This is a genomic window from Acidisoma silvae (genome assembly GCF_020618775.1).
Lineage (GTDB): Bacteria > Pseudomonadota > Alphaproteobacteria > Acetobacterales > Acetobacteraceae > Acidisoma > Acidisoma silvae.
The window spans coordinates 170,416-194,997 of the sequence record NZ_JAESVB010000003.1 but is presented as its reverse complement, the minus strand read 5'-3'; the positions used below and the strand labels follow the sequence as shown (position 1 = coordinate 194,997).

At 64.4% G+C, this 24,582-nt stretch carries 26 protein-coding genes; 8 read left to right on the top strand and 18 right to left on the bottom strand.

What is annotated here, in order from left to right:
* Nucleotides 1-4: 4 nt before the first annotated feature.
* The 3 genes from vapC to ASILVAE211_RS08925 all read right to left on the bottom strand — a co-directional run bounded on the left by vapC (nucleotide 5) and on the right by ASILVAE211_RS08925 (nucleotide 2,184).
* Nucleotides 5-418: a tRNA(fMet)-specific endonuclease VapC gene (vapC, locus tag ASILVAE211_RS08935; RefSeq protein WP_227320960.1), complete on the bottom strand. Its 414-nt coding sequence runs from the start codon at nucleotides 416-418 to the stop codon at nucleotides 5-7.
* Nucleotides 419-640 (bottom strand): type II toxin-antitoxin system VapB family antitoxin, encoded by a 222-nt coding sequence (gene vapB, locus ASILVAE211_RS08930; protein ID WP_227320959.1) that lies wholly within the window; start codon nucleotides 638-640, stop codon nucleotides 419-421. It lies immediately after the preceding gene.
* A 113-nt stretch (nucleotides 641-753) separates the two neighbouring features.
* Nucleotides 754-2,184, bottom strand: coding sequence for an aldehyde dehydrogenase family protein (locus ASILVAE211_RS08925; protein WP_227320958.1), 1,431 nt, complete (start codon nucleotides 2,182-2,184; stop codon nucleotides 754-756).
* 173 nt (nucleotides 2,185-2,357) lie between these two features.
* Between ASILVAE211_RS08925 and ASILVAE211_RS08920 the strand changes: the two genes are divergently transcribed.
* Nucleotides 2,358-3,707, top strand: coding sequence for an FAD-binding oxidoreductase (locus tag ASILVAE211_RS08920; protein WP_227321269.1), 1,350 nt, complete (start codon nucleotides 2,358-2,360; stop codon nucleotides 3,705-3,707).
* Between the two features lie 46 nt (nucleotides 3,708-3,753).
* Here the strand turns inward: ASILVAE211_RS08920 and ASILVAE211_RS08915 are convergent, their stop codons facing one another.
* Both ASILVAE211_RS08915 and ASILVAE211_RS08910 read right to left on the bottom strand, forming a co-directional pair.
* Nucleotides 3,754-3,984, bottom strand: coding sequence for a tautomerase family protein (locus ASILVAE211_RS08915; RefSeq protein ID WP_227320957.1), 231 nt, complete (start codon nucleotides 3,982-3,984; stop codon nucleotides 3,754-3,756).
* 87 nt (nucleotides 3,985-4,071) lie between these two features.
* Nucleotides 4,072-4,812: an SDR family oxidoreductase gene (locus tag ASILVAE211_RS08910; protein ID WP_227320956.1), complete on the bottom strand. Its 741-nt coding sequence runs from the start codon at nucleotides 4,810-4,812 to the stop codon at nucleotides 4,072-4,074.
* A 121-nt stretch (nucleotides 4,813-4,933) separates the two neighbouring features.
* Between ASILVAE211_RS08910 and ASILVAE211_RS08905 the strand changes: the two genes are divergently transcribed.
* Nucleotides 4,934-5,833, top strand: a complete 900-nt coding sequence (locus ASILVAE211_RS08905; protein ID WP_264478776.1) for a LysR family transcriptional regulator — start codon at nucleotides 4,934-4,936, stop codon at nucleotides 5,831-5,833.
* A gap of 23 nt (nucleotides 5,834-5,856) precedes the next feature.
* On the opposite strand, the gene ASILVAE211_RS08900 is transcribed toward ASILVAE211_RS08905, so the two are convergent.
* Nucleotides 5,857-7,089 carry a hydantoinase/carbamoylase family amidase gene (locus ASILVAE211_RS08900; protein ID WP_227320954.1) on the bottom strand — a complete coding sequence of 411 codons (1,233 nt, stop codon included), beginning with the start codon at nucleotides 7,087-7,089 and terminating at the stop codon, nucleotides 5,857-5,859.
* A gap of 129 nt (nucleotides 7,090-7,218) precedes the next feature.
* Here ASILVAE211_RS08900 and ASILVAE211_RS08895 point away from each other — a divergent pair, with 129 nt between their 5' ends.
* From ASILVAE211_RS08895 to ASILVAE211_RS08885, 3 genes are all read left to right on the top strand, one after another.
* Nucleotides 7,219-7,473 carry a type II toxin-antitoxin system Phd/YefM family antitoxin gene (locus ASILVAE211_RS08895; protein WP_227320953.1) on the top strand — a complete coding sequence of 85 codons (255 nt, stop codon included), beginning with the start codon at nucleotides 7,219-7,221 and terminating at the stop codon, nucleotides 7,471-7,473.
* The gene (locus ASILVAE211_RS08890) at nucleotides 7,473-7,892 is read left to right on the top strand and encodes a type II toxin-antitoxin system VapC family toxin (RefSeq protein ID WP_227320952.1); all 420 of its coding nucleotides are present in this window, start codon (nucleotides 7,473-7,475) and stop codon (nucleotides 7,890-7,892) included. The genes ASILVAE211_RS08895 and ASILVAE211_RS08890 overlap by 1 nt, the downstream gene beginning before the upstream one ends.
* 89 nt (nucleotides 7,893-7,981) lie before the next feature.
* Nucleotides 7,982-9,601, top strand: coding sequence for an ABC-F family ATP-binding cassette domain-containing protein (locus tag ASILVAE211_RS08885; protein ID WP_227320951.1), 1,620 nt, complete (start codon nucleotides 7,982-7,984; stop codon nucleotides 9,599-9,601).
* Between the two features lie 300 nt (nucleotides 9,602-9,901).
* Here the strand turns inward: ASILVAE211_RS08885 and ASILVAE211_RS08880 are convergent, their stop codons facing one another.
* From ASILVAE211_RS08880 to ASILVAE211_RS08855, 6 genes are all read right to left on the bottom strand, one after another.
* On the bottom strand, nucleotides 9,902-10,516 hold the full coding sequence (locus tag ASILVAE211_RS08880) for a phosphoribosyltransferase family protein (protein ID WP_227320950.1): 615 nt from the start codon (nucleotides 10,514-10,516) through the stop codon (nucleotides 9,902-9,904).
* A complete protein-coding gene (locus tag ASILVAE211_RS08875) occupies nucleotides 10,513-11,448 on the bottom strand; it encodes a sugar kinase (RefSeq protein ID WP_227320949.1) in 936 nt (311 codons plus the stop codon). Before ASILVAE211_RS08875 ends, ASILVAE211_RS08880 begins: the two co-directional genes overlap by 4 nt.
* 19 nt (nucleotides 11,449-11,467) lie before the next feature.
* Complete coding sequence (locus ASILVAE211_RS08870; RefSeq protein ID WP_227320948.1) at nucleotides 11,468-12,094, bottom strand: bifunctional 4-hydroxy-2-oxoglutarate aldolase/2-dehydro-3-deoxy-phosphogluconate aldolase; 627 nt, start codon at nucleotides 12,092-12,094, stop codon at nucleotides 11,468-11,470.
* Nucleotides 12,095-12,125: 31 nt separating this feature from the next.
* Nucleotides 12,126-13,508 carry a pyridoxal phosphate-dependent decarboxylase family protein gene (locus ASILVAE211_RS08865; protein WP_227321268.1) on the bottom strand — a complete coding sequence of 461 codons (1,383 nt, stop codon included), beginning with the start codon at nucleotides 13,506-13,508 and terminating at the stop codon, nucleotides 12,126-12,128.
* A 173-nt stretch (nucleotides 13,509-13,681) separates the two neighbouring features.
* A complete protein-coding gene (locus ASILVAE211_RS08860) occupies nucleotides 13,682-13,867 on the bottom strand; it encodes a hypothetical protein (protein ID WP_227320947.1) in 186 nt (61 codons plus the stop codon).
* A gap of 135 nt (nucleotides 13,868-14,002) precedes the next feature.
* Complete coding sequence (locus ASILVAE211_RS08855) at nucleotides 14,003-14,515, bottom strand: DUF3429 domain-containing protein (RefSeq protein WP_227320946.1); 513 nt, start codon at nucleotides 14,513-14,515, stop codon at nucleotides 14,003-14,005.
* A 177-nt stretch (nucleotides 14,516-14,692) separates the two neighbouring features.
* Between ASILVAE211_RS08855 and ASILVAE211_RS08850 the strand changes: the two genes are divergently transcribed.
* Entirely contained in the window at nucleotides 14,693-16,000 is a 1,308-nt protein-coding gene (locus ASILVAE211_RS08850; RefSeq protein ID WP_227321267.1) for a hemolysin family protein, read from the top strand.
* Complete coding sequence (locus ASILVAE211_RS08845) at nucleotides 15,997-16,746, top strand: alpha/beta hydrolase (protein WP_227320945.1); 750 nt, start codon at nucleotides 15,997-15,999, stop codon at nucleotides 16,744-16,746. The genes ASILVAE211_RS08850 and ASILVAE211_RS08845 overlap by 4 nt, the downstream gene beginning before the upstream one ends.
* 50 nt (nucleotides 16,747-16,796) lie before the next feature.
* On the opposite strand, the gene ASILVAE211_RS08840 is transcribed toward ASILVAE211_RS08845, so the two are convergent.
* The 6 genes from ASILVAE211_RS08840 to ASILVAE211_RS08815 form a co-directional block, all read right to left on the bottom strand.
* Nucleotides 16,797-17,030, bottom strand: coding sequence for a hypothetical protein (locus tag ASILVAE211_RS08840; protein WP_227320944.1), 234 nt, complete (start codon nucleotides 17,028-17,030; stop codon nucleotides 16,797-16,799).
* 146 nt (nucleotides 17,031-17,176) lie between these two features.
* Nucleotides 17,177-18,349 carry a D-alanyl-D-alanine-carboxypeptidase/endopeptidase AmpH gene (gene ampH / locus ASILVAE211_RS08835; protein ID WP_227320943.1) on the bottom strand — a complete coding sequence of 391 codons (1,173 nt, stop codon included), beginning with the start codon at nucleotides 18,347-18,349 and terminating at the stop codon, nucleotides 17,177-17,179.
* A 192-nt stretch (nucleotides 18,350-18,541) separates the two neighbouring features.
* Nucleotides 18,542-19,960: an efflux transporter outer membrane subunit gene (locus tag ASILVAE211_RS08830; RefSeq protein ID WP_227320942.1), complete on the bottom strand. Its 1,419-nt coding sequence runs from the start codon at nucleotides 19,958-19,960 to the stop codon at nucleotides 18,542-18,544.
* Entirely contained in the window at nucleotides 19,960-21,543 is a 1,584-nt protein-coding gene (locus ASILVAE211_RS08825) for an MFS transporter (RefSeq protein ID WP_227320941.1), read from the bottom strand. The genes ASILVAE211_RS08830 and ASILVAE211_RS08825 overlap by 1 nt, the downstream gene beginning before the upstream one ends.
* The gene (locus tag ASILVAE211_RS08820; RefSeq protein WP_264478775.1) at nucleotides 21,540-22,664 is read right to left on the bottom strand and encodes an HlyD family secretion protein; all 1,125 of its coding nucleotides are present in this window, start codon (nucleotides 22,662-22,664) and stop codon (nucleotides 21,540-21,542) included. Before ASILVAE211_RS08820 ends, ASILVAE211_RS08825 begins: the two co-directional genes overlap by 4 nt.
* A gap of 190 nt (nucleotides 22,665-22,854) precedes the next feature.
* Complete coding sequence (locus tag ASILVAE211_RS08815) at nucleotides 22,855-24,282, bottom strand: aminotransferase-like domain-containing protein (protein WP_227320940.1); 1,428 nt, start codon at nucleotides 24,280-24,282, stop codon at nucleotides 22,855-22,857.
* Here ASILVAE211_RS08815 and ASILVAE211_RS08810 point away from each other — a divergent pair.
* Nucleotides 24,272-24,529, top strand: a complete 258-nt coding sequence (locus ASILVAE211_RS08810) for a DUF1127 domain-containing protein (protein WP_227320939.1) — start codon at nucleotides 24,272-24,274, stop codon at nucleotides 24,527-24,529. The two genes, ASILVAE211_RS08815 and ASILVAE211_RS08810, sit on opposite strands and share 11 nt — an antisense overlap.
* The last annotated feature ends 53 nt before the right edge of the window (nucleotides 24,530-24,582 follow it).

The window sequence follows — 24,582 nt, the reverse complement described above, 5'->3', positions numbered from 1 at the left end:
CGGTTCAGTTCGGGTCAGCGGATAGCCAGTCCTCGCACAAGAGGCCTGGCACTCGGTTGAATTCCCTCAGATTTCCGGTCACGACGGCTAGGCCCCGCGCACGGGCCTGGCCGGCGATGAGCAGATCGAACGGGCCGATAGTCTGGCCTGCGCGCTCGAGCGCCATGCGGATATCAGCGGCATGCGCGGCAGCAGCTTCGTCAAAAGCAAGAACAGTGAGTCTGGCTGCAAACCGTTCGACGTCGCGGCGGTTTTCGATCGGTCGTGCCGATTTGCCGGCACCGTGCAAAAGCTCGGTCAAAACGATCGTTGAGATGCACAGGCCTTCGGCTTCCGCATTGAAGCGCGCGCGCAGACCGGTCGGTCTGTCGCGCATCACGCGGATGCAGAGATTGGTATCGAGCAGATACCGCAGCATTTAGAAGTCGTCGCGGTCTTGCATGGCGGGTTGTTCGCGTGACCCGAGATCAATGCCCGGCGATGCAAAGAAGTCGTCCCAGACCGCATCGGCCGGCGTGACGATACGTCTTGCGCCGTCCTTGACGATAGTCACGTCCTGGACCTCATCTGGAAAGGCGACGTCGCGTGGCAGGCGCAGCGCCTGGGACCGGTTTGTCATGAAAAGCTTGGTGCGGGTCATACCGTTTCGCTTCCGCCGTTACCCAATCATAACGGAGCGAACGTATATGTCAAAGGGATATACTGCTGGATATCATCCGGACGCGCGGATTAACGCGCCCGGATGCCACCAGTTCAGGCTTCGCCGTAACCGACGATGCCTTTGATTTCCGTGAAATCGTCCAGGCCCCAATGCGACCATTCGCGGCCGTTGCCGGACTGCTTGAAGCCGCCGAAGGGGGCGGAGATGGTGGTGGAGGGGGCGTTGATATAGACCGTGCCGGCACGCATCCGGTTGGCGACGCGGCGCGCCTTTTCCAGGTCTTCCGACTGCACATAGGCGGCCAGGCCATAGACCGTGTTGTTGCCTTCGGCGATGGCACCTTCTTCAGAATCGTAAGGCATGATCGACAGAACCGGCCCGAAGATTTCTTCCTTGGCGATGCGCATCTCGGGTGTGACATTGGCGAAGACGGTCGGCCGCACGTAATAGCCTTTCGACAGACCGTCGGGCAGGCCGGGGCCGCCGGCGACGAGTTCCGCGCCTTCGTCGATGCCCGACTGGATCAGGTTCTGGATCTTGTCGAACTGCACCTTGCTGACGACCGGGCCGAGGTTGGAATTCTCGCTGCGCGGATCGCCGACCGTGAAATTGCCGGCGGCGGTGCGGGCAATTTCGACCACTTCGGCGTGACGGTCGCGCGGCACCAGCATGCGCGACGGCGCGTTGCAGCTCTGGCCGCTATTGCTGAACATATTGGCGACACCTTCCGTCACCCGGCGCGGGAAATCGGCTTCGGGGAGCAGAATGTTCGGCGACTTGCCGCCCAGTTCCTGATGCACGCGCTTGACGGTCTCGGCGGCGGCCTTGGCGACCAGGATTCCGGCGCGGGTGGAGCCGGTGAAGGACATCATGTCCACTTCCGGATGGGAGGAGAGCGCCGCGCCGACCACGCCGCCTTCACCGTTCACCATATTGAAGACGCCCTTCGGCACGCCGACGTCATGCATGATCTCGGAGAAGATGATGCCGGTGATGGGGGCGATTTCTGAGGGCTTCAGCACCATGGTGCAGCCGGCGGCGATGGCCGGGCCGACCTTGCAGGTGATCTGGTTCAGCGGCCAGTTCCACGGCGTGATCATGCCGACGACGCCGATGGCCTCGCGGGAAATCTGCATGCCGCCTTCCATATAGGAGAAGCGGTAGTCCTTCATGACGCGCACGATTTCGCGCAGATGCGCCTGGCCGATCCAAGCCTGGGCCGAACGCGCGAAGGACAGCGGCGCGCCCATTTCCATGCTCACGGCCTGGGCGATATCCTCATAGCGGCGGTCATATTCCGCCAGGATCGCTTCCAGCAGTTCCAGCCGTTCCTTCGGCGAGGTGCGGGAGAAGCCGTCGAAAGCCGCGCGGGCGGCGGCGACGGCGCGATCAACATCGGCGACCGTGCCGCCGGAGATCTGGGTGAAAACTTCCTCGGTCGAAGGATCGACCACGTCGATGGCTTTCGGCGCGATCGGGTCAACCCAGGCACCGTCGATGTAGAATTTCAGGTGGTTGCTCATGGCGGCCTCCGCGGATCGGCTGTTGTGTGTCGGCCGATCATCGCCTTCATTTGGGCAGCCGGCAACTCCCCGTCATTCCGGTGAATTGCCGACACCCTGCCATTGCCCCGAGGAGAGCCTGACCTGTGCGCCAAGATGTGATCGACAGCCTTGTGGCGGAAGCCAGCCCGTTCATGGGGGAGCGCATTACGGTCAATGCCAGCGTACGGGAACAGCATAGCCATGGCGAAGGCTCCGGACTGATCGGCATGCCTGACCTCGTCGCCTTCGCCGAGACGACCGAGGAAGTGTCGAAACTCGTGGCATTGGCCCATGCGCGGCACCTGCCGGTCGTGGCTTTCGGTACCGGGACGTCGCTGGAAGGCCATGTGAGCGCTATCGAGGGCGGGCTGACCATCGACCTGTCCCGCATGGACCGCATCCTGGAGGTCAATCCGGAAGACATGGATTGCCGGATCGAGGCCGGCGTCGTGCGCAGCAAGCTGAACGAATATCTGCGCGACCAGGGCCTGTTCATGCCGATCGATCCGGGGGCGGATGCCTCCATCGGCGGCATGTGCGCGACGCGCGCTTCCGGCACCAATGCCGTGCGCTACGGCACCATCCGCGACAATGTGCTGGGTCTGACGGTGGTGATGGCGGATGGCCGCGTCATCAAAACCGGCGGGCGCGTGCGCAAATCCGCCACCGGCTACGATCTGACACGCCTTTTCATCGGGTCGGAAGGCACGCTCGGCATCATCACCGAAATCCAGCTCAAACTGCATGGCATTCCGGAAGCGATTTCTGGCGCCACTTGCCAGTTCGAGAGCATGGCGGCGGCCGTGCAGACGGTGATCGAGGTCATGCAGGCCGGCATCCCCATCGCCCGCATCGAGCTGCTGGACGAGAGCCAGATGGAAGCCTGCATCGCCTATTCCAAACTCACCGGGTTTGAGGTTCTGCCCAGCCTGTTCTTTGAGTTTCACGGCACCCAGGCCGGCGTGCGGGAACAGGCCGAGGTCGCCGAAAGCATCGCGCTCGACAATGGCGGCCGTGCCTTCGCCTGGGCGACCGACCCCGAGGAGCGCAACAAGCTATGGAAGGCCCGTCATGATGCCTATTGGGCGGCGCGCGCCATGCGCCCGACCTATGGCGCCTTCGTGACGGATACCATCGTGCCGGTCTCGAAACTGACCGAGGCCGTGCTGGGCGTGAAAGCCGCCATCGTGGACGCTGGCCTGTTGGCGCCCATGGTGGGCCATGTCGGTGACGGCAATTTCCACACGGTCATTCTGGTGCCGCCGGAGGACGGTGGGCAGGAGCGCGCCTGGACGCTAGACCGCAAGATCGTGGAGATCGGCCTGTCGCTCGGCGGATCCTGTTCCGGTGAACACGGTGTGGGCCGCGGCAAGCGTGACTTCCTGGTGCGCGAACATGGCGAGGAGACCATTGAGGTCATGCGCATGGTCAAGGCGGCGCTGGACCCGTCCGGCATCCTCAATCCTGGCAAGCTGCTGCCGGACCGCGTGGGGCAGAACTGACAGGCGTTTTGACCGGCGCGCTAACGCCGGTCAGTTGCCGATACAATCAACCCGGCGTGTAGCCGGGTTTTTTGTAGAGCGTCGCGGGCTTGTCGGTAATGTCAGGCTTGAAGACCTTGTCGGCCCAGTCGGCTTGCTCGAATTCCTCGATACTGACGGAGACGAGGTCATCTGACAGGTTCGCGGAGGATGCGACGGCCGCCGTGACGGCGGCCGCAATCTCCTGCTTCAGCTGTTCCGACCGTCCGGTGGTCAGTTTGACGATGACATGCGGCATGTTCTTTTTCTTTCCCGATGCAGTCGGGATCAGATTAGCGCTGATCTATTGGCCAGGCTACTGGCCGCCGATTGCCAGGGATTGCCGTCAGGCATTGGTGCCGCCGTCGACCGTCAGGCTCGCGCCCGTGATATAGGAAGCATGGGGCCCGGCGACAAAGGCCACCAGCGACGCGATATCATCGACATGGCCGTAGCGCTTTAGCGCCGTATTGGCGATCTGCGGTGCCGCCCAGTCGCCCACGGCCGGGTTGAGGTCGGTATCGATCGGCCCTGGCTGGATATTGTTGGCGGTAATTCCGCGTGAGCCGACCTCGCGGGCCAGACCCTGCGTGAACATCTTCACCGCGCCTTTCGTTGCCGCATAGGCCGCCAGGCCAGGGGTCATCATACGCTCACCCACGCAGGAGCCGATCGAGATGATGCGGCCACCATCCTGCATATGCCGCAGCGCCGCCTGGGTTGCGATGAAGACGCCACGGATATTGATGGCGACGACGCGGTCCAGCTCCTCCAGCGTTGCTTCGATGAAGGGCTTGGGAATGGCGGTGCCGGCATTGTTCACCAGGATGTCCAGACGGCCCAGATCGGAGACCGTCTTTTCGACAGCGGCTTGAACGGCTTTGGCGTCGGCTGCGTCGGCCTGAATAGCAATCGCCATGCCGCCAGCCCGTTCTATGTCGGAAACGACCGAGGCGGCAGCAGCAGCCCCGCTGGTGTAGGTGAGCGCGATACTGGCACCGTTCGCCGCCAGTGCGCGGGCGATGCCGGCGCCAATGCCACGCGACCCACCGGTCACGAGAGCAACCTTGCCTGTCAGATCAGCCATCTTTTTATTCTCCTGCTTGAACCGGAGACGAAATGTAGAAGCCGGCGGCCGAGGCGTATAAGACTTTCTAAGGCGGGGGATATGCCTGCCAGATATAGGGGACACCGTGGAACTAAGGCATTTGCGCTACTTCGTGGCCGTCGCCGAGGAAGGCAGTCTCAAGCTTGCGGCGGAAAAGCGCCTTCATACCGCGCAGCCCTCGCTCAGCCGGCAGATCAGGGCTTTGGAGGATGAGGTCGGCGCGCAGCTTTTGCAGCGGAGTGCGCGCGGTGTGGAACTGACCGAGGCCGGACGGATATTCCTGGACCATGCAAGGCTGTCTTTGGCCCAGGCGGAAGCGGCGGTCGAAGCGGCGCGGCGCATTGCCCAGCCCGCCAAGCCGATTTTCGGCGTGGGCTTCGTGACGGGCCACGAGGTCGATTGCATTCCCCCCACCACGGCGCTGCTTCTCAGCGATCTGCCCAATCTGGAAGTGCGCATCTTCAGCAATTTTTCCGTCAATCTAGCCGATGATCTGGAGCACGGCAGGCTTGATGCCGCCTTCCTGCGGCGCGAGCCTCGTCCGAACCTTGAATACTGCCCGGTGATCAGCGAGCCGCTGGTGGCGATCCTGCCGGCCCGGCACGTCCTCGCAAAACGAAAGGTCATCGAACCGCAGGCGCTGGTCGGCGAGACTTTTATTGGTGTGTCGTCGGTCGCGCCTGTATTGCGTGACACCGTGCAGCACTATCTGCGCCGATCAGGTATCGATATCCGCCCGCATCTGGAAATCGACAATTTTTCGATGGCGATTTCGCTTGTCGAGACAATGCAGGCAATCGCGCTGCTACCGGCATCGATCGCGGATTACATCCCGCCGTCGATCGTCTGGCGTCCGCTGGCTGGGGCGCCCGCGATGATCGACCTTGTGCTGGGCTTCTATCGCGGCAATCCCTCGCCCGTTCTGGCGAAATTCCTGTCACGCCTGGACGATCTGCGGGCGCTGGTCAGGGAGAGGCGCCCGCGTCGGGCGGCGCGGTAAGGACGCGGCCGCCCGTTTTACCGTCAGGTGCGATTGGCGCGGCGCAGGACGGCATGCATCAACACTTCCGCGCCGGCCGCACAATGTTCGGGTGACGTGTATTCGTAGTCGCTGTGGGAAATACCGTCCCGGCTCGGCACGAAGATCAGCGCGGTCGGGCAGACAGGGCCCATGCTGAGTGCGTCATGCCCGGTATTGGCCGACAGCCGCATCACGGAATGGCCGAGATCCTTTGACACATCCTCGATCAAAGTTACCATGTCCTCGGGGAAGATAACCGGCTCCCGCGTGGCGTCGGCGATGATGTTGAAGGTGACTCCGCTCTCCGCGCCAATCTGTGCCAGTGCCGTGGTGATCCGCTCGCGGAGTGCCAGCATCGTCTCCCGCGCGGGTTCCACCATCATGACCGAGAAGGTGGTACGATGCGGGACATTGACGCGATTATTCGGCCAGACATCGAGCTGCGAGACGGCCGCGCGGCTGCCGAGTTCGGTCGCGATGCGCTCGATCTCGACCAAGGCCTTGGCTGACGCCAGCAGGGCATTGCGCTGGGTCTTGAAATGCGTCGCCTGTGTATGGCCGTTGGCGCCGAGGCATTCGAAGGTGATGTAGACGAGGTAATTGCTGTGCGAGACGACAGCGATGGTGGTGCCGGTACGCTCCAGCTCCGGCCCCTGTTCCACATGCAGTTCGACATAGCTGTCGATTTCACGGCCGCCGACGGGTTCATCGCCCAGATAGCGGATGCGCTTCAGCTGGTCGCCAAAGCTGTTGCCGTCGCGGTCCCGCGCGGCATGGGCGGTTTCCAGGGGCAGGGCGCCGCCGAAAACGCCCGAGCCCATCAGGCCTGGCGCGAAACGCGCGCCTTCCTCATTCGTCCAGTTCACGACCTCAATGGCGCGGCGCGTTGCGATCCCCGCACGGCCGATGGCGCGCGCGGCTTCCAAAGCTGCCAGCACGCCCAAGGGGCCATCGAACTTGCCGCCGGGGGATTGCGTGTCGAGATGGCTGCCCATCAGCACCGGCGGCAGGCTGGGGTCCGCGCCTTCGCGCCGGGCGAACATATTGCCCATGGCGTCCACTTTCACCGTGAAGCCGGCATCCTCGCACCAGAGGCGGAACAGGTTGCGCGCAGCGGAATCGGCCTCGGTCAGCGTCAGCCGGTCGCAGCCGCCCTGGGCCGTGGCGCCCAGGCAGGCCATGGTCATCAGGTCCTGCCACAACTGGTCCGGGTTGATTTTCGGTGCGTTGCTCATAGCGCTGTCCTTCTCTGTCCCTGACAGGGGTAACATGCTGCACCTGCGAAGCAACTCAGCCTGGGACAAAGTTTTTGACCAACAATGAAAAAAAGTAGTAACGTTTATACAAAGCATGGAGTGGAGACCTTGAGCATCACCACGCTGTCCAGCCGGGAATTCAATCAGGATACGGGACGCGCGAAAAAAGCTGCGGCCCAAGGCCCTGTTTTCATCACCGATCGTGGTCGGCCGGCCCATGTGCTTCTCAGCATCGAGGAATACCGGCGGCTGACGACACGGCGCCTTAGCCTTATCGACGCGCTGGCTATGCCGGGTCTCGCGGATATCGACGATGATTTTGCCGGGCCGCGAACCTTGCCGCAGGCGCCCGATCTATCCTGATGTTTCTCCTCGATACCAACACCGTATCCGAGATGCGCAAAGTCGGGGATGGCCGGGCCGACGCCCGAGTTATGGCCTGGGTCGCGGCCGTCGATGCGGCTGACTGCTATCTTTCCGTCATCACGCTGATGGAGCTGGAACTTGGCATCGCGCGGATAGAACGACGGGACGTGGCTCAGGCAGTGCGGTTACGCTACTGGGTAGACCGTCATGTGATGCCGGAATTTGCGGGGCGCATTTTACCTGTCGATATGGCGGTCGCAGTGCGTTGCGCGCGCCTTCATGTGCCGGACCCGCGTCCCGAACGCGATAGCTATATTGCCGCCACCGCCCTTGTGCATGGCATGACCGTCGTCACGCGGAACACGGCGGATTACGCGCCGACCGGCGTGGCGCTCCTCAATCCCTGGACGCATTAGACGAAGCTGGAGCTGGCGGTTCCGCTTTTCCGCGTCATGCGCTAGACCCCCGGCGATCGCACGAAGCCGCCCGAGGACAATCACACCCCATGATCCGCCTGGATAATATCAGCAAGCAGAACGGGCAGCGCCTGATCTTCATTGAAGCATCGGCCGCCTTGCAGAAGGGTGAGAAGATCGGTCTGGTCGGCCCCAATGGCGCGGGCAAAACGACGCTCTTTCGCATGATCACGCGTGAGGACGAGCCGGACGAAGGCCAGGTGCTGACCGAACGCGGCGTGACCATCGGCTTCTTCAGCCAGGATGTGGGCGAGATGGAAGGCCGCAGCGCGGTCGCCGAGGTGATGAACGGCGCGGGCGCGGTGAGCGAGGTGGCGGCCGAACTGGCGGAGCTTGAGACCGCCATGGCCGACCCGGACCAGTTCGACAAGCTGGATGAAATTCTGGAGCGGTTCGGCACCGTGCAGGCGCGCTTCGAGGAAATGGGCGGCTATGCGCTCGATTCCAAAGCCCGTGAGGTGCTGCATGGTCTCGGCTTCAGCCAGGAGATGATGGACGGCGATGTCGGCCGCCTCTCGGGCGGCTGGAAGATGCGCGTGGCCTTGGGCCGCATTCTGCTCATGCGTCCCGATGTCATGCTGCTCGACGAACCGTCGAACCATCTCGACCTGGAAAGCATGATCTGGCTGGAGCAATTCCTGCGCGGCTATGACGGCGCGCTGCTGATGACCTCCCATGACCGTGCCTTCATGAACCGCGTCATAAACAAAGTCATCGAGATCGACGGCGGCAATCTGACGGTCTTTTCCGGCGACTACGAATTCTACGAGCAGCAGCGCGCGCTGAACGAAAAGCACCAGCAGGCGCAGTTCGAGCGGCAGCAGGCGATGCTGGCGAAGGAAATCGCCTTCATCGATCGTTTCAAGGCCCGTGCCTCGCACGCGGCCCAAGTGCAGAGCCGCATCAAGAAGCTGGACAAGATCGACAAGGTGGAGCCGCCCAAACGCCGCCAGACGACGGTGTTCGAATTTGCCACCCCGCCGCGTTCGGGCGATGACGTCGTGAATATCAAAGGTGTTCACAAGCGATACGGCAATCGCGTGATCTATGAGGGGCTTGATCTCATGATCCGCAGAAAGGAGCGTTGCTGCGTCATGGGCGTCAACGGCGCAGGCAAATCCACGCTGCTCAAGTTGGTTGCTGGGTCATCGGAACCCGATGCCGGCACGGTTGCCATCGGCGGCAGCGTCAAGATGGGCTATTTCGCGCAGCACGCGATGGACCTTCTGGACGGTGAGAAAACGGTGTTCGAGACGCTGGATGCCGCCTTTCCGCAGGCCAATCAGGGAGCGCTGCGCTCTCTCGCCGGCGGTTTCGGCTTTTCCGGCGATGAGGTTGAGAAGCGCTGCCGTGTTCTGTCAGGGGGCGAGAAGGCGCGGCTGGTGATGGCGCTGATGCTGTATGATCCGCCGAATTTCCTGGTGCTGGACGAGCCGACCAACCATCTGGATATCGCCACCAAGGAAATGCTCATCGAAGTGCTGAAGGATTACGAAGGCACCATGCTGTTCGTGAGCCATGACCGGCATTTTCTGGCAGCACTCTCCAACCGCGTGCTGGAACTGACGCCGGAAGGCGTTCACTACTACGGCGGCGGCTATACGGAATATGTGGCGCGCACCGGCCAGGAAGCGCCGGGACTTCATTAGCGTTTGTCTGAACGCTACTACGGCGGCGATCCGACGCGCCTTTTTGCGCTTCCGGTGCTCACGGCCTTCTACGGCCGCTCCGCTCCGGTTCTCAAAAGGCACGCCGGTCAGCGCCTATGGCGCTTCTCGCGCGCCGTAGCGCATTCAAACAAACGCTAACGTCTGCCAGGGTTGGCTGAATCCCTCGTTCCAATTCGTCATCCCCGTGCTTGTCACGGGGATCTACCCGATTCCGTCCATGCATAGCGCGCTCAAGCGGGTAGATATGCGCAACACGTGTGCGGATGGCGCGTGAATGAGCTAAAGCGTCTCCGGGATAGCGACCGCCACGCCGTTCTCGATCCGGAAAACCGGTATATGGCCAAGCGCCTTGAGAAGCGCGGCATCCGCGCCGAGGGCCGCTTCCCAGTCATGTCCTTCGGTCAGGATGGTGCCGATGCCGACAATTTCAGCGCCGGCGCGCCGCAGCAGCCGCAGCATGGCCGCCAAGCTCGATCCGGTTGATGCGACATCGTCCACCACAAAGACACGACGGCCTTCCAGCAGCGGCACCGCGCGGCGGTCCAGCATCAGCGTCTGCACGCCGTGCGACGTCACGGAGGTCACGCTTTCCCGCAGCGCGTCCGCCAGATGGATCTTTGGCGACTTTTGCAGGATGACATAATCATCCAATCCCAAAGCCCGCGTTACCTCGATGGCGACGGGAATGCCCAAAGTCGCTGGCCCCACCACGATATCGGGCTGATGCGGCCGGGCGATATCGGCGAGTGCGGCGCCGATGCGGGCGCCGAAGCGCACGCCACGGTCGATCACCATCAGCAGTGCGATGGCGATCGCGTCATTCAGCGCGATAAGCGGCAGTGCCTCATCAACACCCGCGATGGAGACTGTATGGAATTCAGGGGAAAGGGTCATCGGTTGCGCATTGCCATGGCGGCCCAGACTTCCGGGGCGCGGGGGATAGGGCCGATGGCGCCATAGCCGGTGGTGGAAATGGCGGCGGCAGCGGCGGCGTAATGGGCGGCATCCTCGGGCGTTTCGCCTTTCAGCAGACGCGCGATGACGGCACCGCAAAAGGTATCGCCGGCGCCGGTCGCGTCCACGGCCGCGGCCGGGAAGGGCGGTATGCGCTTGCGACCCTCTGGCGTGCCGAGATAGACGCCCTCGGCACCCATCTTCAGCAGCACAAGGCCGGGGCCGAGGCCGAGATAGAAGTCTAGCACGGCGTCCGGGTCGGTCAGCCCCGTCAGCGCGATGGCGTCATCCAGGCCCGGCATGGCGATATCGGCCTCGCCGACGGCGGCATGGATGACGGCGGCGGCGCGGCGCGGCCCCCAGAGCGCGGGGCGGTAATTGGTGTCGTAGGCGATGGCGACGCCATTCTGGCGCGCAATGGTAAAGGCGTGAAACACGGCGTCGCAGGCGCTGTCGGAAATGGCGTGGCTGATGCCGCTGGCGAACAGGATGCGCGCTTCGGCGATGGCTTTCTCCGGAATATCGGCCGGCGTCAGGAAGGACGCCGCCGAGCCCTTGCGATGATAGTTGAAGCGATGGCCGCTGGCCCCATGAGTCACGAAATAAACGCCGGTCGGATGTGCGGTCGAGCGTTTCACGTGTGACGCATCGACGCCTTCGGCCTCCCACAGCGCCAGCAGGGCTTCGCCCGCCGGGTCCTGCCCTACGGCGGAAATATAGCCGGTGGAAATGCCCTGACGCGCGGCAGAGACGACGACGTTTGACGTGTCGCCGCCAAAACCCTGTTGATACAGCACGCGGCCGTCCGGCAGCGGCGGCTGCTGGTTGAATTCCAGCATCGGTTCCCCGATGCAGAGTAGTTCGGCCGCCATCCTGTCCGCTCCTTGCCCGTCAGGCTTTGACGAGAATCTGCTGGGCGACCGCCATCACCGCCGCGCGGTCATTGGCTGCGACCAAGCCTTCATCCACCAGCTTGCCACCCATGCCGACGAAGGATGCACCGGCCGAGAGATAGGCGTCCAGATTGGACGGATCGACACCGCCCGTGGGGCAGAAGACGATTCCGGGGAAGACGCTGGTCAGCGCCTTCACATGGGCAGGGCCACCGGCCGAGGCCGCCGGGAAAACCTTCACCACCTGGGCGCCGGCCTTCAGCGCGGCGCGGACTTCGGTCGGTGTCGTGGCGCCGGACATCAAAATGGCGCCGGCTGCCCGGCAGGGTGCCACCAGATCGGGATCGACCCAGGGGGACACCACGAAACGCGCGCCCGCGCGCAGGCAGGTATCGGCCGTCGCCGCATCCGGCACGGTACCGGCCCCCACCAGCAAGGCAGGGTCCGAGGACAATTCGCGGATCAGCGCCGGCGCATCCGGGATCGTCATTGTGATCTCGAAAATGCGCAGGCCCGCGTCATACAGCCAGCGCACGGCGGTGGCGGCATGGGCGGCATTTTTCATGCGCACCACGGGCACAACCCGGGCCGCTTTCAGCTGCCCGATCAGGGGATGTTCGCTCATCAGATTGCCTCGTCCTGTTCCGGTGGCGCGATCAGACCGCTTGTGACACGGCTGCCCGCGCCGTTGCCAGCACGGCATCGATCAAGGCATCGGCATCCTCTGTCCGGCTGCGATGGTTCACGAAAGCGGCGCGGATGGCGAGATGGCCGCCGATGACGGTCGTGGATGGTGCGGCGAGCCCGGCTTCCTGCATATCGGCGACGATCTGCGCATTCAGAGCGTCCAGCGTTTCGGCCGCAGCGGCGCGATAGCGGAAGCAGACGATGTTGAGCGGCACCGGTGCCAGCAGTTCCAGCTCCGGTTCACTTTCGATGCGCCCGGCCAGATGGCGGGCGACGGCACAGCTTTGCTCGGCGACCGCGCCCAGGCGGTCCGCGCCGAAAACCTGAAGCGCGAACCACAGTTTCAGCGCGCGGAAGCCGCGTGACAGATCCGGCCCCAGATCGGCCGGCCAAGGCGCATTGCCGGAAAGGCCTCGCGCGGTCGCCGTCAGATAGGCGGCGGGGCTGGCAAAGGTTGCGATCTGGTCGGCCTGGTCGCGCACCAGAATGCAGCCGGCGTCGTACGGCGCCTGCGCCCATTTATGGAAATCGAAGGCGATGGACCGCGCGCGTTCCATGCCCGCGACCTTGGGGCTGAGCTTGGGCGAGAGTGCCGCCAGCGCGCCGAAGGCGCCGTCGACATGAAACCAAAGGTCTTCCGTCTCAGCGATGTCGGCGATGGCATGCAGGTCATCGAAGGCGCCGACATCGACCGATCCGGCGGTGCCGACGACCAGAAACGGCAGAAAGCCGGCGGCGCGGTCGGCGGCGATGGCCGCGCGCAAGGCCGCGAGGTCCATGCGGAAATCGGGGCCGACGGGAATGCGGCGCAAGGCGTCGGACCCCAACCCCGCCATATCCAGGGCATCCGGCGCGCAGCGATGGACGCCGCCCGAGGCATAGGCCGTGAGCTGAGCATTGCCGATGCCGGTTTTGCGGCTGTCCTGGCCGAGTGCGGCACGCCTGGCCATCAGCACCGCGATGAAATTCGCCATGGAACTGCCCGTGACGAGCAGGCCGCCGGCCGTTTCCGGCAGGCCGAAGGCGCTGTTTGCCCAGCGGATGACCTGCCGCTCGGCCTCGATCGGCGCATGGTCGCGCCCGCCCAGATTGGCGTTCAGCCCACCGGCCAGCATTTCCGCCAGCATGCCTAAAGGCGTGCCGCCGCCATGCACCCATCCCATGAAACGGGGATGCGTATTACCGGTACTATAGGGGAGGATCGTCTCACGGAATCGCGCATAGACGTCTTCGGCGGCTGCGCCCGTGACGGGCAGAGGCTGGCGGAAACCGTCACGCACATCGGGCGGCAGTGGCTGCCATACCGGCTGCTGTCGCCGGCCTTGCAGATGGTCGACCATATCGTCGAGCATCCTGTGACCAAGCGCGCGGAAACTGTCCCAATTCTCGGGATCAAGGTCGCTCGCTGCGGTCGCATTGGTCGGAAAGTCGGTCACGCGCTGCCCTCATCTGGCGGGAAAAGCGCGTTCAGAGAACCCCCTGCCGCCGATCCGTCAAGCGGTCATCGGCGGCGGAAAGCCTTTGGTCAGCAGCGGCCACCCCAGGCGCCGACCCATTGCTGGTCCCGGTGCAGGCCGCCGATATCAAGCCCGGTGCGCCCGAAGGTCTCAAAACCGGAAAAGTCCCGATCCTCGGCTGTTTCGGTCGCAACGACCGGCGGGACAGGGGTATTGGCAGTAAAGCCCAGACGGGCTGCGATGGCTTGGAACATAATGCCGCTCCACTTTCGTCGTGTTCGTGGCCCAATTAAGACACAATTGAGCCACAATCGCTATCACGAGCGGGTGAGGTTTCGGCAGTTTCCGATCACGAATTGCGTCATAAATATGGCGCGTGCCGTGAAACGTCAGAGAATGATGCGCGCGCCGGTCAGCCGTAACACCAGAACGGTGACGAGAATGGCGACCACGATCACCGTCAGAATCCAGCGCAGCCACAGATAGGTGCCGGGCACCCAGCCGCGCCGATGCGCGCCATGTTCGCCGATATTGGTCGCCAGAAAGCCGGCGATCAGCACGCAAAGGGCGATGGAAGGGGCGGGGATCAACAGGCCGATCAGCAGCGCCACCCAGCCGATCAGGGCCGGCACGACGCCCATGACCAGACGGGGACGATGGGCCGGATCCTGGCTGCGCGGCAGGGGGGCAAGGCCCGCGAGGGATTGCGGCGGCTCGGCAATCGCGAAGCCCCAATGCACGGCACCCAGGAACGACAGGATGACGGCGCTATAGGCCAGCAGAGCCGTCATGGCCTGGGCATCGGACGGGCTGCGCCAGGCGGACGCCAGGTAGCCGGTGACCAAAAAAGGCACCAGACCGAGAAAGCCGAGCAGCAAAATCATGGGGGAGGGGGCGCGCATGCGGTCTTCCTTATGTGATCCGAAATGTGAAGTCAGGACGGCTCGGCTGGGATGGCAGTTCTGTGGCAAGGCTCGGTCTAGCGGAATAACGGGTGGAGATGCTTTCGCCGTCCTGCTCTAACATGGGATATGGGCCGATTATCGGCTTGTGACAGCGGAGGCGCGTAAGGCGTGGAGATCTCGATAGAGGTGATCGGCATTCTGGTGCTGATCCTGATCAATGGCCTCTTTGCCTGCAGTGAGCTTGCCCTTGTTTCCGCCCGGCGGGCGCGCCTGGCAGTGCTGGAACGCAAGGGCGTGGCGGGGGCCGCCGTCGCCCGCAAACTGGCGGAAAACCCGCATATTTTTCTGCCGACGGTGCAGGTCGGCATCACGCTCGTCAGCGTCATCACCGGCATGTTCAGCGGCGAGCGCGTGACCGGCGATGTCGAACATGCACTGCTGCATGTCGGCGTGCCGGAGCGTTTCGCCTATGGTTCGGCCTTCTTCCTGACCGTCGTGCTGATCACCTTTCTGACCATGGTGCTGGGCGAATTGGTGCCGAAGCAGCTGGCGCTGCGACGGCCGGAAATGGTCGCGGCGCGGGCGGCGCCCATGCTGATCGTCATCGCGCGGGTGACGAAACCGGCCGTCTGGCTGCTCAGCAAGACATCAGCCGCCATCCTGCGCGCCTTTGGTGTCGCGGGCACGCGGCCCGATCATCCAAGTGAAGAGGAGCTGAAGGCGCTTCTGGCGGAAAGCACGCAGTCCGGCGTGCTCGACAGCGAAGAGAAGCTCATGATCGAGCGCGTGCTGCGCCTGGCCGACAAGCCGGTGCGGGCCATCATGACGCCGCGCACGGAAATCGCCTGGATCGACCGTTCGGCCCCGCTGCCGGAAATGATTGCCCGGTTAAGGGCCAGCCCGCATTCGCGTTTTGTGGTGGGTGACGGGTCGGTGGACAATGCGGTCGGCATCGTTCTGGCCAAGAACCTGCTGGACCAGTTGCTGGCGGGCGGCGCTGTCAGCCTGGATGACGCCGTGTTGCAGCCGATGATCGTGCCGGATGCGATTTCCGCGCTGGATGCCTTCGAGCGGCTGAAGGGCGACGCCAATGGCATGGCCTTCGTCATCGACGAATATGGCAGTTTCGAAGGGCTGATCACGGCGGCCGATATGCTGGAAGCGATCGTCGGCGATGTCGATGAGACGACGACCGAGCAGCGCCCCGGCCATGTCGATGAAGCCGAGGAAACCAGCTTCGCGCTGGACGGGCTGATGCCGCTGGATGAGCTGATGGAAAAGCTGTCCATCAGCCATGTACCGGCCCAGGGCACCTATCACACCGCCGCCGGGCTGATCCTCGCTCTGCTGCGCCGCGTGCCGCAGGTGGGAGACCGGATCGTTTTCGGTGGTTGGCGGTTCGAGGTTCTGGCCATGGACGGGCGGCGGGTCGACCGGCTGACCGCCGACCGTGAGACTGACGTGACGGAGACGGAAGCATGAGCGAAGACAGCGGGCGGCTGACCCGGGCCGATGGCGTGGAACTGGCGTGGAAGCGCCTGTCGGGCAAGGGCCCCACAATCGTCTTCCTGCCCGGATTCCATAGCGACATGGAAGGCAGCAAGGCCATCTTCCTGGCGGCTTTCGCAGCCGAGCAGGGCCTGCCGATGCTGCGGCTGGACTATTCCGGCCATGGCGTCAGCGGCGGCCGCTTCGAGGATGGCACGATCGGTATCTGGACGGCTGACGCTCTGGCTGTGATCGATGCCATGACGGATGGCCCGCTGCTTCTGGTCGGCTCGTCCATGGGCGGTTGGATCGGCCTGAATGTCGCGCTGGCGCGCCCGGATCGGGTCATGGCCTATATCGGTATCGCCGCCGCGCCCGATTTCACCGAGACTTTGATCTGGGGAATGATGCCGACAGCGATCCAGGACAAGCTGATGGCGGAGGGCGTGGTCTACGCGCCGAGCGATTACGGTGACCCGCTGCCTTTGACCCGTGCGCTGATTGAAGACGGGCGCCAGAATTTGCTGCTGGATGACCCGGTTGCGCTGACCTGCCCGGTGCGGTTGTTGCAAGGGCAGAAGGACGTGGAAGTACCCTGGCACACGGCACTGAGCATCGCGGACAAGGTCGAAAGCCAGGATGTCCGCGTGCTGCTGATCAAGGACGGTGACCACCGCCTGTCGCGCGATGCCGATCTGGCCCTGCTGCGCGAGACGGTGATGGAACTGCTGGCGGCCTGACGGGCAGCCAGCGGCAAAATAGGGCGAGCGTCACACTCGCCCGCAGAGTCTCAGCGTTCGGCGCCGACGTAGTGCATATCCATCGAGACGGCCGGGCGGCGCATCAGCTCGAAGCCCGAGAGGTGGAGATAATCGACCAGCCGTTCCGCCGTGACGCGGGCCATGGCGTCATCGCCCCGGCGGCGGCCACGTGCGCCAGGCCAGCTGCGCAGCACATAGGCGAGTTCCTTGACCACTTCCTGATCTTCCGCAGGGCGCAGCGAGTGATGCAGCGTGTCAGCCATGACGCGAACCTCGTTTTGAGAACATCCGGAGGTTAGCGAATGAAACAGGAACAAGGCAAGAACATTTTTTGACCTGCGAGTCAGGATCGCGTGCTTTGGTTAAGCAGGCTGGGACCGGTATCCCGCTCACCGGAGCCTGCGCTGGTTCAGCGTGTGGCGAGCGTCGAGACCAGTCCATTGGCGCTGGCCGCCAATCCCGTGAACATCGCGAAATCGGCTTTGCTGACGGCCACGAAAACGCCGACATGGCGGCCCGGCGCGAAGACGACATAGGTCATGAAACCCACACCGCCGCCGCTTTTGGCGACCAGGGCGGGCATCGCGCCTTGTGCTGCCGTCATGACCCAGCCGAGGCCAAGCCCCGCCATGGGCCCTGCCTCATCGAAGCCAATCGCCGCCGGCATAGTCTGCCTTTGGCGATAGATCGCCTGATCCTCGATATTGGCCGGATTGTCCGAGGATACCAGGGCTTGCAGCCAGCGCGCCATGTCGTCGCCGGTGCTGTACAGACCGCCGCTGCCGGCCGAGGCTGAGGTATCCACGCAGGGTCCGACGCCGCCCAGGCCGGACCCTTCCATCAGCCGCGCGCATTGCGCGGCATTCGGGCTGAAGCCCGTATCCTTCATGCCCAGCGGGCCGGTGATGAATTGCTGCAAGGCGAGCACATAAGGCTGATGGTCGGCGACAGCCAGGGCATCCGCCAGAAAGTCGAATCCGACATTGGAATAGGCTGTGATGGTGCCGGGCGCCCAGGGCAGTTTTTCGGTTGCAAGCCACTTCCAGCGGTCTTGCAGTGTCGGCCAGGTGCGCGGTGGTGCATTCGGCGGCGCTTCGCCGATTTCGCGCGGCAGCGCGGCGGAATGGGTTGCAAGGTCAAGCAGGGTGATGGCCCGCTGCCCGAAACGCGGCACGATGGAGGATGGGAAGCCCGACGGGACGTAGGCGCTCAAGGGCGCTGACAGGGAAACCGTGCCGGCGTTTTCGAGAGCCACGAGGAGTTGTCCTGCGAAAACCTTGGTGACCGAATTCAACCGGAACAGGCTGCGCCCGTCCGGCACCGTGTTATTGCCCTTCGCCGTCTCCCCATAGCCGAGCACGATGTGCTGGTCGCCGCGTACCACAACCATCACCATGCCTGGCGCGCCGGATTCCATAAACATGACATTGCCGGTCAGATCGGTTGCTTCTTCAAGCACAGGATCCGGGGCCGATGATGCGGGCTTGTCTTGTGGCGGGGTGGCTGCCTGCGCCGGCGCCGCCAGGACAAGGTGTTGGCTTAGGAGCAGGCTGGCAATCAGGGGTATCCAGGCTGGCCGCATGAAAAGGCATCCTTAGCTCAGGCGCGGGGGCTGGCTATCCGGCCGCGCATCAAGATTTTTCATCACTCTTGGCAAAGTCTAGGTCAGCGGTTTCACATACTTCAAGTCTGGAGCAAAAAACCATTCGGTATCGGCTTCGAAACCGGAAGTTGATTGAACAAAAAACTCTCCCGGCCAATGCGATTTTTGCCCCTACCGCGCGGTCGCCTGCCATCCACCACCCAAGGCCTTGAACAGCGCCACCTGATCCTGGATCAGCGCGGCGTCGGAGGCGGCGAGGGCAGCGGCGGTCGTTACCTGCGACTGTTCGCTGGTCAGCAGGTCCAGATTGCTGATCTGCCCGGCGGTGAATTGGGCCTGGGCCAGAGTCAGCGCGTGGCGGGCGTCGGTCGCGGCATCGGCCAGGGCGGCGTGATGGCCGAGTTCGGCCTCATAGGCCGTCAGCGCCTGTTCGGTCTCCTTCAGGGCCGTCAGCACAGTGCCGTCGAAACTCGCCAGCGCGCCCCGTGCATTGGCGCGGGTCTGCGCCAATTTGGCCAGCGGCCCGGCGAGATTCGGAAAGGTCCAGCTGATGGCCGGACCCACGCCCCAGGTGAGACCGCTATTCGAACCGAGCAGATTGAACTGCGTCGCCGCCCCGCCAAAGAAGCCGGTAAGCGAGACTTTAGGAAACAGGTCTGCCTTGGCGGCGCCGATTTCGGCCAGGGCGGTGGCCAGCTTGCGATCGGCCGCGCGCACGTCCGGCCGGCGTTTCAGCATGGCCGCGCCATCGCCGACCGGGACCGGTGCGGCAAGCTGCGGCGGCTGCGTGCAGGATTCCAGGTCAAAGGGCGCCTGGGCCGGTGTTTCCCCCAGCAGAGCCGCGATTTCGAAAATGGCGGCACGGCGCTGGCCTTCCAGTGGCGGCAGGGTGGCCTGCACCTGGGCGACCAGCGTCTTGGAGCGCGCAACATCGAAATCGGTGCTGCCGCCGGCGGCTTCCGAAGCCTGCACGATGCGCAACTGATCGGCGGTAATGGCGAGAGAGCGCTGGGCGACGGCGATCTGCTCACCCAGCGCGCAGACCGAGCCATAGGCGCGGGCGGTCTCGGCCGCGATGGTAACGCGCAGGCCGTCCAGCGCGGCGGCGACGGCCTGGGCATTGTCCCGTGCGGCCTCGACCTCGCGCCGCACCTGGCCGAAGAGGTCGACCTCATAGGCCATGTCGAAGGTCGTATCGAACAGCCAGCTATCCTGCGGCTCCCGGCCGGTGACTTCGAGAACGGTATCCAGCGTCACGTCGCGGCCATAGGTCGCGGTGCCGCCGATGGAGGTCTGCGGCAATTGCAGCGCGCGCGCGCCCTCGAACAGCGCGCGGGAGGCAGCGAGATTGGCCTCGGCCACCTTGATGTCGTCATTGGCCGCGAAGGCTTGCAGGATCAGGGAATTTAGGCGCGGATCCTGATACAGCTGCCACCAGCCGTCCGGTAGCGGATCGGCACTGAGGCTCGCATTGCCGGCGGAGACGAAGTCGCCCGTCGCTGTCGGCGGGATGGCGGGGGGGTGGTAATCCGGCCCCAGCGTGCAGCCGGCGAGGAGGCCGAGCAGGCCCAGACGAAGCAAGCGTGTCATCAGGCGGCCCGCCTCGCGAAAAACGGACGGTGAGAGGCCGGTCCATGTGGCGGCGCACGCATGATCACGATCATGATGAAAAGGGCCAAGACCGCGAAAGCCGAGACGGCGACGAAACAATCGATGGTTGACTGGGTCGTCGCCATGGCGCGGATGTCGGACCCCAGGATCAGCGGTGCAGCCATCGCCGGCTGGTCATGCCGGGCGATGACCTGCCCATAGCCTTGCAGGCGATGGATAACGGCGGGGTCGCCCGCCTTCACATGCAGGCCGATGAGATTGGAGGCCCGCTGTTCCCGCACGCGCGCCAGCGTGCTGATGAAGGCCTGCCCGGCTTCGCCACCGAAAAGACGGGAAATTTGCAGCAAGGCGCCGAAGGACAGCGCATCCTGCGGCCGCAGGCGCAGCACCGCGTTGAAGACGATCCCCGAGAGCGCGCAGCTTTGCCCCACCGCCTGCAGCAATTGCGAGATCAGAAACTGGTCCGAGCCCCAGACCGGCGTCAGCGTATAGGCCGTCATCATGCAGGCAATGCCGACGAGGCAAAGGCCGAAACAGGCGACGAAGCGCGGATCGGTCCGGCGCAGGAAGATGGCGGCGAGCAGGCAGATGATGAGCTGCGGCACGGCGATCCAGATCAGCGTGTCGCCTACCTGCAACGCGCGGAAGCCGCGCACACCGCCGAGGAAATAGGGGATGAGGAAGGAGGTCGACAGGATGGTCAGGCGCAGCAGCGCAATCATCAGCAGCAAAAAAGGCATCGGGTGGCGCAGCAGAACCTGAAAATCGAGCCAGGGTCTTTCAGCCGTCCGTTCATGAAGCACGAAGCAGAGCAGCAGGAAAAAGCCGGCGATGAGCAATCCCCAGATCAGGCCGGAATTCAGCCAGTCCACCCGGTTGCCCTGGTCGAGCGCGGCATAGAGCAAAGCGAGGCCGACGCCGCAGGTGGTGAGGCCGTAGATATCCTTGTTGATGCGCAGCGCGGGCGGCGGTTGCTGGCGCACGCCATAATGCAGGCAAATCGCCATGCCGAGGCCGAGCGGCACATTCTGCCAGAAGATCCAGTGCCAGCTGAGATGATCGACATACCAGCCTTCCACCGAGGCCGAGATATTGAGCGAGAGTTCAAGGTTGAGCGCATAGAGCGCCACGCCATAAGCCCAGAGCCGGGGCGGCATGCTGCGCAGGACATAGCCGAGCGTGAGTGGAATGAAGCAGCCCGAGCCCAGGCCGGCCAGAAACATCAGTACCAGAAGCGTCGGCAGGTTCTGCGAATAGGGAATGATGGCCGAGGTGACGGTGAAGAGCAGCGCCGCCAGGATGAGGATCCGGCGCGGGCCATAAATGCTGCCGACCCAGACGGCGACGGGCGTGATCAGCATCTGTGCGACGGTGAAGGCCGTGGTAATCCAGGCGCCTTCGTCAAAACCGGCGCCGATGGCGCCGCGCACATCGGCCAGGCCGAAGCTGGACAGGCGACCCGTCAATGTCGAGATAAAGGTGCCGAGCAGGACGGCGGTCAGGCCCAGCCAGGGGATTGCCGTATTGGCGGGCGCGGGGGCCGTTGCCGTCGTGGCGCTCATGGCGTCGACCCGTCGGCCGAATGCGTGTCGATGGACGGGATGGCGGACATGCCGGCGCGCAGCCGCGCCGCGAGGCCAGCGGCGTCGGTAACCGCGATCTTCACCGTGATGCGCTGCACGATCTTGGTGAAATTGCCGGTCGCATTGTCGGGCGGCAGCAGCGCGAATTCCGAGCCAGAGGCAGGCGAGATGGCGATCACCCTCCCATGCAGCACCGCGCCGGGGAAGCTATCGACCTTGATTGTTGCATCATCACCGACCACGACATGGGTGAGCTGGGTTTCCTTGTAATTCGCCATCACCCAGATCAGCGGCAGTTCGGTCAGCGTCGTGATCTGCGCGCCGGGGCCGACATATTGGCCGGGCAGCACCTGCCGCGTACCGATGACGCCATCAGTCGGCGCCGTGATGTGCGTATAGCCCAGATTGATCTCGGCCAGCCGCAGGGCCGCCTGCGCGGCGCTGATATTGGCCTGCGCCTGCTGTTCCTGCGCGGCCAGCAGGTCGATCTGCTTCTGCACGGCGTCCGCCTGCGCCTGCACCTGTTGCAGCTTGGCAGCGGTGACGGCGTGCGTCGTCTGGAATTGTTCGACGTCGGAGCGCGAGGTCGAGCCCGAGGTCAGCAGCTGCCTTTGCCGCGCGACGTCGCGGGAATTCTGGCCGAGGGAGGCGGTGGTTTGGGCGACGATCGCCTGCGCGGCATGAAGATTGGCTTCCAGCAAAGGCCGCTGGGCCTCAGTTTCCGTAAGCGCCGCCTCGGCCTGGGCCAGCACAGCCTGGGCGCGGGCGACATCGGCGCGATAGGTGTCATCCTGGATGGTGGCGATCACCTGGCCAGACTTGACGGTCGCGAAGTCCTGCACCGGCACGGTCGCGATAGTGCCGGAAACCTGCGCCGCGAGCGGCGTCAGATTGGTTTGCAGATAGGCATCGTCCGTCACCTGGTAGCGCTGCTCGCCTTCCCAGCGGTTCCATTGCGTGAAGCAGACATAGATGATGGCGGCGGCAAGCACGAAGCTGAGCAGGCGCCAGACGATGCCGAAACAGATGGCGATGCGCGAGCGCCGCGGTGCTGGGGGCGGCGTTTGTGGCGCGGCCGGCGGCGGGTCAGCGGGCGCCAAAGGCGAAAGCTCCCATCAATCCGTTCCGCAGCCTTGCCACCATCATCGCAAATCCCATTCCAGACCGACGCTGCTCAGAGGCTGGCAGGTTGACCATTTCGCCCAGGCAATACCAGGGGCAGCGCGCGATGTCGGCAAATTTTCATCCCGCAACGGGATGCGGATTCGTTGCGCGGGATGTGGGCCTTGTCTAGGCGGCGGCTGTCGTCTCCGTCGCGATGATGCGGCCGAGGCGATGCACGGCCTCGCCGATCCATTCCGGCTTGGCGCCCGCGAAGCTCAGCCGCAGAAAGGGGCCGGTCGGTTCCGCCGGAAACCAGAAGCGCCCGCTGCCGACCAGCACGTCCTCGGCCGCCGCGCGGCGGGCGATATCGGCGTCGGACTTGCCGGGCGGCAGGGCGACCCACAGATGCAGCCCGCCGGCCGGCACATGATCCAGCGCCGCCTCGCCCAGTTCCGCCCGCACGGCGGTGACGAGCAGGTCGCGCCGTCGCCGCAACTCGGCCCGCAGCGCCTTCAGGTGTTTGGGCCAGCTTGCCGCTGTCACCAGTTGCAGGGCGGTTTCCTGCATCAGGCCGGGTACCGAGAAATCATCCGTCAGTCGCGCCATGCGCAGCCGCTCCAGCGCCGCGCCGCGTGCGCAAATGGCGCCGATGCGCAGGCCTGGTGCCGCGCATTTCGTCAGCGAGCGGATATAGACGACATGACCGTTGCGGTCGGCGCTGGCGAGCGGCGGCGGCGGGTCACCGTCCAGGGCAAAATCCCGCGCCCAGTCGTCTTCGATCAGAAACGCGCCGGCGCGCGTGACGATATCCAGCACAGCCTTCCGCCGGGCGGGTGACAGCACGGCTCCGGTCGGGTTGGAGAAGGTCGGCTGGCAATAGAACAGCCGCGCGCCCGTGCGGGCAAAAGCCTGTTCCAGCAGATCGGGCCTGATGCCGTCTTCATCCATCGGCACCGGCACCAGCCGCAGCCCCGCGCTGGTCGCGGCGGCGATGGCGCCGGTATAGGTCGGGCTTTCCACGATAACCGGATCGCCGGGCTGGGCCAGCGCCCGGAAGGCGGAGGCATTGGCGGCCTGGGTGCCGGGGCAGATGGTGACCTCGGACGCCGCATAGGCGTCGCCCGTCTGTGCAGCGAACCAGGCCCGCAGGGCTTCCAGCCCTTCGATGGGCACGCGTGCCCAGACACCGGGGCGGCGCAGCGCGCGACCGCCCGCCGCCGACAGCAGCGCCTGGGGCAAGGTCTCTTCCGGCAGATAGCCAAGGCTGAGCGCCATGACATCGGGTTTCGGCATCCGCAGCAGGGATTGCAGCCCGTCCGACCGGGTGCGGGGGGAGCCGAGGGCGAGGCTCTGCCAGCCGAAATCCGCCGCGGCCGCCGCTTCCGCCGCGCGCCGGCCTTCGCGCACGAAGGTGCCTTGGCCGGGCCGCGCCTCGATCAGCCCGCTTTGCACCAATATGTCGATGGCGCGCTGCACGGTAACCGGGCTGACGCCAAGATCGCGCATCAGGTCGCGCACTGAAGGCAGGCGCGCGCCGGGCTGGGCTGCGTCTGCCAACTGGCGCAGATGTTGAGTAACACGTGCGGTGCTGTTATTCGTTTCTATGGAAAACATAGATAACGCTACTGTCTTTTCCCCGATAACGCAACCGCGCCGCCGCGTCGGCGTCATTCGTGCCATCTGGCCGGTTTTGCGATCGATGTGGAAAACGGCGCGCAGCCGGCGAGAGCTGGCGCGGATGGATGCGCATCTTTTCGCCGATATCGGCATTTCCAGAGGTGAGGCGCTGATGGAATCGGAACGTCGGCCCTGGGACCGGCATGTGACGGCGGACCCCAGCCGGCGCAGCCGCGGGGATTAAGGCTTTACAGCAACGCCCGGTCAAATGACGTCATCTGACCGGGCAGACTGCTT